Origin of the sequence: Planococcus sp. A6 (genome assembly GCF_028823615.1) — a bacterium.
Taxonomy (GTDB): Bacteria; Bacillota; Bacilli; order Bacillales_A; family Planococcaceae; genus Planococcus.
Genome location: NZ_JAPEHT010000141.1, coordinates 1 through 7771 on the forward strand (window position 1 = coordinate 1; position 7771 = coordinate 7771).

The 7771-nt window shown below is 47.2% G+C and carries 10 protein-coding genes; all 10 read left to right on the top strand.

The genetic code is table 11. From position 1 onward, the window contains the following. Window positions 1-301: 301 nt before the first annotated feature. The 10 genes from ON064_RS15705 to ON064_RS15750 all read left to right on the top strand — a co-directional run bounded on the left by ON064_RS15705 (window position 302) and on the right by ON064_RS15750 (window position 7758). Complete coding sequence (locus tag ON064_RS15705) at window positions 302-523, top strand: AtpZ/AtpI family protein (RefSeq protein WP_058382963.1); 222 nt, start codon at window positions 302-304, stop codon at window positions 521-523. A gap of 3 nt (window positions 524-526) precedes the next feature. After that, window positions 527-898, top strand: coding sequence for an ATP synthase subunit I (locus tag ON064_RS15710; RefSeq protein WP_121298338.1), 372 nt, complete (start codon window positions 527-529; stop codon window positions 896-898). Window positions 899-926: 28 nt separating this feature from the next. After that, window positions 927-1643 carry a F0F1 ATP synthase subunit A gene (gene atpB / locus ON064_RS15715; RefSeq protein WP_274625512.1) on the top strand — a complete coding sequence of 239 codons (717 nt, stop codon included), beginning with the start codon at window positions 927-929 and terminating at the stop codon, window positions 1641-1643. Between the two features lie 59 nt (window positions 1644-1702). Beyond that, window positions 1703-1915, top strand: a complete 213-nt coding sequence (gene atpE / locus ON064_RS15720; protein WP_008433003.1) for a F0F1 ATP synthase subunit C — start codon at window positions 1703-1705, stop codon at window positions 1913-1915. Window positions 1916-2225: 310 nt separating this feature from the next. Continuing rightward, window positions 2226-2747, top strand: a complete 522-nt coding sequence (gene atpF, locus ON064_RS15725; RefSeq protein WP_101191263.1) for a F0F1 ATP synthase subunit B — start codon at window positions 2226-2228, stop codon at window positions 2745-2747. Next, window positions 2744-3274, top strand: coding sequence for a F0F1 ATP synthase subunit delta (locus ON064_RS15730; RefSeq protein WP_121298336.1), 531 nt, complete (start codon window positions 2744-2746; stop codon window positions 3272-3274). The genes atpF and ON064_RS15730 overlap by 4 nt, the downstream gene beginning before the upstream one ends. A 28-nt stretch (window positions 3275-3302) precedes the next feature. Further along, window positions 3303-4811 (top strand): F0F1 ATP synthase subunit alpha, encoded by a 1509-nt coding sequence (gene atpA, locus ON064_RS15735; RefSeq protein ID WP_274625513.1) that lies wholly within the window; start codon window positions 3303-3305, stop codon window positions 4809-4811. A 48-nt stretch (window positions 4812-4859) separates the two neighbouring features. Next, complete coding sequence (gene atpG / locus ON064_RS15740; RefSeq protein WP_068464136.1) at window positions 4860-5717, top strand: ATP synthase F1 subunit gamma; 858 nt, start codon at window positions 4860-4862, stop codon at window positions 5715-5717. A 196-nt stretch (window positions 5718-5913) separates the two neighbouring features. Beyond that, window positions 5914-7329, top strand: a complete 1416-nt coding sequence (atpD, locus tag ON064_RS15745) for a F0F1 ATP synthase subunit beta (RefSeq protein WP_274625514.1) — start codon at window positions 5914-5916, stop codon at window positions 7327-7329. A 24-nt stretch (window positions 7330-7353) separates the two neighbouring features. After that, on the top strand, window positions 7354-7758 hold the full coding sequence (locus ON064_RS15750) for a F0F1 ATP synthase subunit epsilon (RefSeq protein WP_058382971.1): 405 nt from the start codon (window positions 7354-7356) through the stop codon (window positions 7756-7758). Window positions 7759-7771: the final 13 nt, after the last annotated feature.

Sequence of the window (7771 nt, forward strand, 5' to 3'; positions counted from 1 at the left end):
CGCAAGTCAACTTCCCTGTGCGGCAAAAGGCGCCGCTTCGGGAATCTGCCTTGCGCCTGTCGAGCCAGAACGGCCGCTCTCGCTTTTCTTGTAACAAATTTGTCAATCATATGTCGGTGGGTTTTTGCTTGTGAAGTTTTTCACTACATGTAATTGACATGATTTTACCCCTATTGTATGCTTACAAAGGGTCTGCATGAGAGGGTTTTCATACATAATGGATGTGCTATTGAAAGCCAGATGCGACTGCTCTTTTTATGGGCGTGAATGTCAAATCATTATGAATTTCGAGGGGTTTATCATGCACCCGAAAAAAAGTCCCTTACAAGCAATGGCGATTTATTCCGTCATTCTCTCACAACTTGTCGGGTCCGTACTAATCGGAGTCTTTACAGGGATGTGGCTTGATGAGCAATTCGGAACCGCCCCGCTCTTTTTGATCATCTGCTTGCTCGTCGGCCTGAGTGCCGGGGTTTGGGCGATGCTTCAGACCGTCCGAAAATTCGAATCAGGAGACATGTAAAAAATGGATGGACTTCAAGAGATCTATAAAAGATTGAAGAGGCTGATGTATTTCATCCTCGCCGTGTTCGTTTTAGGGTGGGGAGTCACTCCTTATCCGGAAGTGTTCGCAGGCTTAATCGTCGGATCTCTGTTCGGCATTTATAATATGTGGATCCTGGTCCGGAGAATGGAAAAATTCGACCGGGCGGTGGAAGAAGGCTCGAAAGTCCGTTCTCTCGGAACGGCATTACGGTTCGCATCAGGTGTAGCCGTTGTGGCGATCGCTATTTTGTTCGCTGAGCACATACACTTGGTCAGTGCGGTAATCGGGTTGATGATCCCTTATGGTCTCCTTTTAGTGGAGCGGATCGTTTATCACATGAAACACCATTAAAGAAAGTGGAAAGAGAGGTGAATTTAACGTGGATCATGGCGCTCCAATGTATCAAGATCCGATATTCGGCATCTGGTTCAACCTATCGAACGTTATGATGCTGCTTGTAGCCGCTCTTATTGTTTTCCTTATCGCATTCTTCGCTACCCGCAACTTGAAGCTGAAGCCAACAGGCATGCAGAACTTCATGGAATGGGTAATGGACTTTGTCAAAGGAATCATTAAAAGCAATATGGACTGGCGGGATGGCGGACGATTCCATATTCTTGGAATTACGCTGATCATGTTCATCTTCGTTTCGAACATGCTCGGGCTCCCATTTGCTGTTGTCGTCAACGGAGACCTTTGGTGGAAATCACCAACAGCGGATCCAGTCGTGACAATGACATTGGCTGCAACAATCATCATCTTGAGCCATTATTATGGTATTAAGCTGAAAGGCTTGAAAGGCTACAGTTCAGATTTCCTGAAACCGATGCCGTTCTTGTTCCCGCTTAAAATCATTGAGGAATTCGCAAATACGCTGACACTCGGTCTGCGTCTTTACGGTAACATCTACGCTGGTGAGATCTTGCTTACGTTGTTGGCAGGGCTTGCTTCAGCAAGTATCTTCGGATTCGTCGGTGCAATCTTGCCGATGATGGCATGGCAAGGATTCTCGATCTTTATCGGGGCTATCCAAGCGTTCATTTTCGTTATGTTAACAATGGTTTATTTATCGCATAAAGTCAGCGAAGACCATTGAGTATAAACTGCCTTCGGGCAAAACAAAAAAAACAATTATCCTGAGGAGGACATTTTAAAATGGGTTTATTAGCAGCAGCAATTGCAGTAGGATTAGCAGCACTAGGTGCAGGTATCGGTAACGGACTTATCGTTTCAAAAACAGTTGAAGGTATCGCTCGCCAGCCAGAAGCACGCGGCGTTCTTCAAACAACAATGTTCATCGGTGTAGCTTTGGTCGAGGCATTGCCGATCATCGCCGTAGTTATCGCGTTCATCGTAATGAACCGTTAATAAAGAAAAGCGGAAACGGCCGTTCAGCTCCGACCGGCATAAGACAGACCAGCGCAGTGGCGAGAGCCGCGTAGCTGGGCTGTCTTATGACCCGAGGAGTTGGCCGTTGAAGTCTAGACATCGTGTGAAGCGGAGCTAGACAAAGCAATTTATTATTGAAAAGCTAAATGGCGAGAATGCTCCGGCATGTTTTTCGCCATTTATGCTTGTATGATGCATTTTGGATTTCGACAGCACATCTAACGATTTTAAGTAGTATATATAAATAGAAGAAAAAGTATTTTAGGCTCTTGAAGGGAGTGAAACAATCGTGTTTTTTGATCACCTCGTACTCGGTGCAACCGGGGAGTTTTTGAATATTGGAGACATCATCGCAACATTGGTCATCTTTTTGCTCCTAATGGCCCTGTTGAAGAAATTTGCGTGGGGTCCATTGATGGGCGTTATGCAGCAGCGTGAAGATCTGATCGCAAGTGAGATCGAAACTGCTGAAAAAAGCCGTCAGGAATCACAGCAAATGCTTGATGAGCAGCGCAACCTTTTGAAGGATGCCCGCAACCAAGCGCAGGAAATCGTTGAAAATGCCAAGAAACAAGGCGAAGTTTCTCGTGAGGAAATCATTACGACAGCGCGTGCTGAATCTGCCCGCATGAAAGAATCCGCAGTGGCAGAAATTGCTAACGAGCGCGAAAAAGCGATCGCAGCAGTACGTGAAGAAGTTGTGGCTCTGTCCTTGTTGGCAGCTACGAGAGTATTGGACAAGGAAATCTCTGAGGAAGACAACCGTCAGTTGATTAACGAAACGATTGCGAAGGCAGGCGAAGTGCAATGAGCCAAGTCGCTGAGCGCTACGCATCGGCATTATTCCAGGTAGCCAAAGAACACAATGTGACTTTGGAAATCGAACAGGATCTCCGTGAAGTACGTAAAGTTTTCAAGTTGACTCCTGAACTTTACCAATTGATCGTGTCACCGAAACTTTCATCTGAAAAGCGCACAAACCTCATCAACGAAGTATTTCAGGGCGTTAACACATACGTCTTGAATACACTTCAGATGTTGGGTGATCGCAGACGCATGAACGAAATCAGTGATATGACACAAGCATATATCAAGCTTTCGAACGAAGAGCAGGGAATCGAGGATGCAACAGTTTATTCAACCCGTCCATTGACGGAAGAAGAAACTGCATCTCTTTCCACGGCTTTCGCGAAAAGCATCGGCAAGAATTCTTTACGGATTGAAAACGTAATCGACCCATCGTTGATCGGTGGATTGCGCCTTCAAATCGGAAACCGCATCTTTGATAGCAGCGTCAGCACCAAACTTGCCCGCCTGCAACGTCAATTGATCGGTTAACTAATGAAATTATGAGAGGGTGACATACATGAGCATCAAAGCTGAAGAAATCAGCAATCTGATTAAGCAACAGATTGAAAACTATCAATCAGAGATGAAAGTTGACGAAGTCGGTACAGTCATCACAATTGGTGACGGTATCGCTCGCGCTCATGGCCTCGACAACATCATGGCTGGAGAACTTGTAGAATTCTCTAATGGTGTAATGGGTATGGCACAAAACTTGGAAGCCAACAACGTTGGTATCATCATCCTTGGGCCATTCTCAGACATCAAAGAAGGCGATGAAGTACGTCGAACTGGCCGTATTATGGAAGTACCGGTAGGACAAGAACTTATCGGACGCGTAGTAAATCCACTAGGACAGCCAGTTGATGGCCTTGGACCGATCAACACGACTAAATCCCGTCCTATCGAAAGCCCAGCACAAGGCGTTATGGCACGTAAATCCGTGCACGAACCGCTTCAAACGGGTATTAAAGCAATCGATGCTCTTGTGCCAATCGGCCGTGGGCAGCGCGAATTGATCATCGGTGACCGCCAGACTGGTAAAACGTCTGTCGCAATCGACACGATCTTGAACCAAGGCGACCAAGATATGATCTGTATTTACGTAGCAATCGGCCAAAAAGAGTCGACTGTCCGTAACGTTGTTGAGACGTTCCGCAAAAACGGTGCGCTTGACTACACGATCGTTGTTACAGCGTCTGCTTCTCAACCAGCGCCACTTCTATACCTAGCTCCTTACGCTGGTATTACAATGGCTGAAGACTTCATGTTCGATGGCAAGCACGTTTTGATCGTCTATGATGATTTGACAAAACAAGCTTCCGCTTACCGTGAGCTTTCACTCTTGCTTCGTCGTCCTCCAGGCCGTGAAGCTTACCCAGGTGACGTTTTCTATCTTCACTCACGCCTTCTTGAGCGCGCAGCGAAGTTGAACGAATCACTCGGATCAGGATCGATCACTGCATTGCCGTTCGTTGAAACGCAAGCAGGCGATATTTCCTCCTATATCCCAACAAACGTAATCTCGATTACGGATGGCCAGATCTTCCTTCAATCGGATCTATTCTTCGCCGGTGTTCGCCCAGCGATCAACGCAGGTCTTTCTGTATCCCGTGTAGGTGGTTCAGCTCAGATCAAAGCGATGAAGAAAGTTGCCGGTACTTTGCGTCTTGACTTGGCAGCTTACCGTGAATTGGAGTCATTCTCCCAATTCGGTTCAGATCTTGACCCAGCGACAGCTGCAAAACTTGAGCGCGGTAAACGTACAGTTGAAGTTCTTAAGCAGGACTTGAACAGCCCAATCAAAGTTGAAAAACAAGTTGTTATCTTCTACGCATTGACTCGTGGATTCCTCGACGATATTCCAGTACAAGATATCACTCGTTTCGAAGCTGAATTGACTAGCTGGTTGGATATTAACCACACAAATGTTTTGGATACCATCCGCTCAACTAAAGGGTTGCCATCTGACGAAGAATTCGGTGCAGCAATCAACGAATTCAAGCACACATTCGCAAAATCAGAATAAGCTCCCTGGCAGGATCGGAAGAAAAAATAACAAGGTGGTGAAATACCAGTGGCATCTTTACGCGATATAAAAACACGAATTACGTCAACCAAGAAAACAAGCCAAATTACGAAAGCGATGCAGATGGTTTCTGCTTCTAAGTTAAATAAAGCGGAAACGAGCGCGAAAGCTTTCGTTCCTTATATGGAAAAGATCCAGGATGTGGTCGCTTCGATCGCAGCCGGTTCTAGCGACGTGTCCAATCCTATGATGATGGCGCGCCCTGTAAAGAAAACGGCATATTTGGTCATTACTTCTGACCGTGGCCTTGTTGGCGGCTATAACAGTAACATCTTGCGTACTGTCATGGCGAAAATCAACGAGCGTCATACGTCAAGCGACGAATTTGTTATCCTCAGCGTCGGGCGGAAAGGCCGTGACTTCTTTGCGAAGAAAGGCTATAACATCATCGAAAGTTCAGTCGGGCTTCCAGACCACCCAGCGTTTGCGGATATCAAGGAAATAACGCGCAAAGCTGTTGGTATGTTCGCAGAAGGTACGTATGACGAAGTGTATATGTACTATAACCATTATGTTTCTGCCATCTCCCAGGAGGTTACCGAAAAGAAAGTGCTGCCGTTGACTGACATTCAGCCAACAGGATCGACTGCTTCTTACGAGTTCGACCCATCAGCAGAAGCGATTCTGGAAGTTCTTCTTCCACAATATGCGGAAAGCTTGATCTTTGGGGCCTTGCTGGACGGCAAAGCAAGTGAGCATGCTGCTTCCATGACAGCAATGAAGAGCGCAACAGACAACGCATCAGAATTGATCGGCGATCTGACGCTTGTTTACAACCGTGCACGCCAAGCTGCGATCACTCAGGAAATCACAGAGATCGTCGGCGGAGCTGCAGCACTAGAGTAAGAAAAGCGGAAGCGCCTGTTCAGCTCCGACAGGCATAAGACGAATTTCCGAAGCGGCGCTTTCTGCCGCACAGGGAAGTTGGCTTATGACCCGAGGAGCTAGGCGCTGCAGCTAGACACAGAGAAAAGCGAAGACGGCCGTTTAGGCCCGATGAGCTTTAAATAGGTTCAATAAAAGTAAGACAGGAGGGAACAGCATGAACACAGGACACGTTCTTCAGGTTATGGGTCCGGTTGTAGACGTTAAGTTTTCTAACGGACAGCTTCCAGCGATCTACAACGCCCTAACCGTTACTATCGATCGTCCCAATCAAGCTCAAACTACTTTGACTCTTGAAGTAGCTTTGCACCTTGGCGACGACACAGTTCGTACCATCGCAATGGAATCCACTGACGGATTGCAGCGCGGTTCAGCAGTAACCGACTTGGGCAGAGCAATTTCTGTTCCTGTCGGAGATGTTACACTTGGCCGAGTATTTAACGTACTTGGTGAAGTAATCGACTTGGGTGAGGAAATCCCGGCAACAGAACGCCGTGACCCGATTCACCGTTCTGCTCCTACGTTTGAGCACCTTTCCACTGAAGTTGAAATTCTTGAAACTGGTATCAAAGTTGTTGACTTGCTTGCCCCTTACATCAAAGGCGGTAAAATCGGCCTCTTCGGTGGTGCCGGTGTAGGTAAAACTGTTTTGATCCAGGAATTGATCAACAACATCGCACAAGAGCACGGCGGTCTTTCTGTATTCGCTGGTGTTGGCGAGCGTACGCGCGAAGGAAACGACTTGTTCCACGAGATGAGCGAATCCGGCGTTATCAAGAAAACTTCAATGGTCTTCGGCCAGATGAACGAGCCGCCTGGCGCACGTATGCGTGTTGCTTTGACAGGTTTGACAATGGCTGAATACTTCCGTGATGAGCAAGGCGCAGACGTTCTTTTGTTCATCGATAACATTTTCCGCTTCACGCAAGCAGGTTCTGAAGTATCCGCCCTTCTTGGACGTATGCCTTCAGCGGTTGGTTACCAGCCGACACTTGCGACTGAAATGGGTCAATTGCAAGAGCGTATCACGACAACAAGCGCTGGTTCTGTAACATCGATCCAGGCAATCTATGTTCCAGCCGATGACTATACGGATCCGGCTCCGGCAACAACGTTTGCCCACCTTGATGCAACAACTAACCTTGAGCGTAAACTTTCTGAGATGGGTATCTACCCAGCGGTGGATCCACTTGCTTCTACTTCCCGCGCATTGTCTCCTGAAATCGTCGGCACAGAACACTACGGTGTTTCCCGCCAGGTTCAAGAAACTTTGCAGCGTTATAGAGAGCTTCAGGATATCATTGCGATCCTTGGTATGGATGAATTGAGCGATGAGGACAAGCTGACGGTTAACCGTGCACGCCGCGTCCAAAACTTCTTGTCTCAAAACTTCCACGTTGCTGAACAGTTCACTGGCCAAAAAGGCTCGTATGTTCCAGTTCAGGAAACGATCAAAGGCTTCCAGGAAATCCTTGCAGGCAAATACGATCACCTTCCGGAAGATGCTTTCCGCCTAGTCGGCCGCATCGAAGAAGTTATCGAAAAAGCCAAAGGCATGGGCGTAGAAGTCTAAAATCAGGGACCAGGAGGGAAAAAAATGAAGACCATTACAGTCAATATTGTCACTCCCGACGGCCCAGTATACGATTCAGAAGTTTCTATGGTGATTGCAGTTACAGCAACCGGTGAAATGGGCGTTTTGCCTGGTCACATTCCGACAGTAGCTCCTCTTGGAATCGGCGCAGTCCGGTTAAAGAAAGAAAACTCGACGGAATTGGTCGCTGTAAGCGGTGGGTTCCTTGAAATCCGCCCTGAAAAAGTGACGATTCTTGCTCAATCAGCAGAAACTGCGACTGAGATCGACTTGGCGCGTGCGCAGGAATCTGCAAAACGTGCTGAAGCACTTCTTCAGGCAAGAAAAGATGAGATCGACTACAAACGCGCGGAATTGGCGTTAAAACGTGCGATGAATCGTATCAACGTTTATGAGGGTAACATTTAATAAAATGAGACGG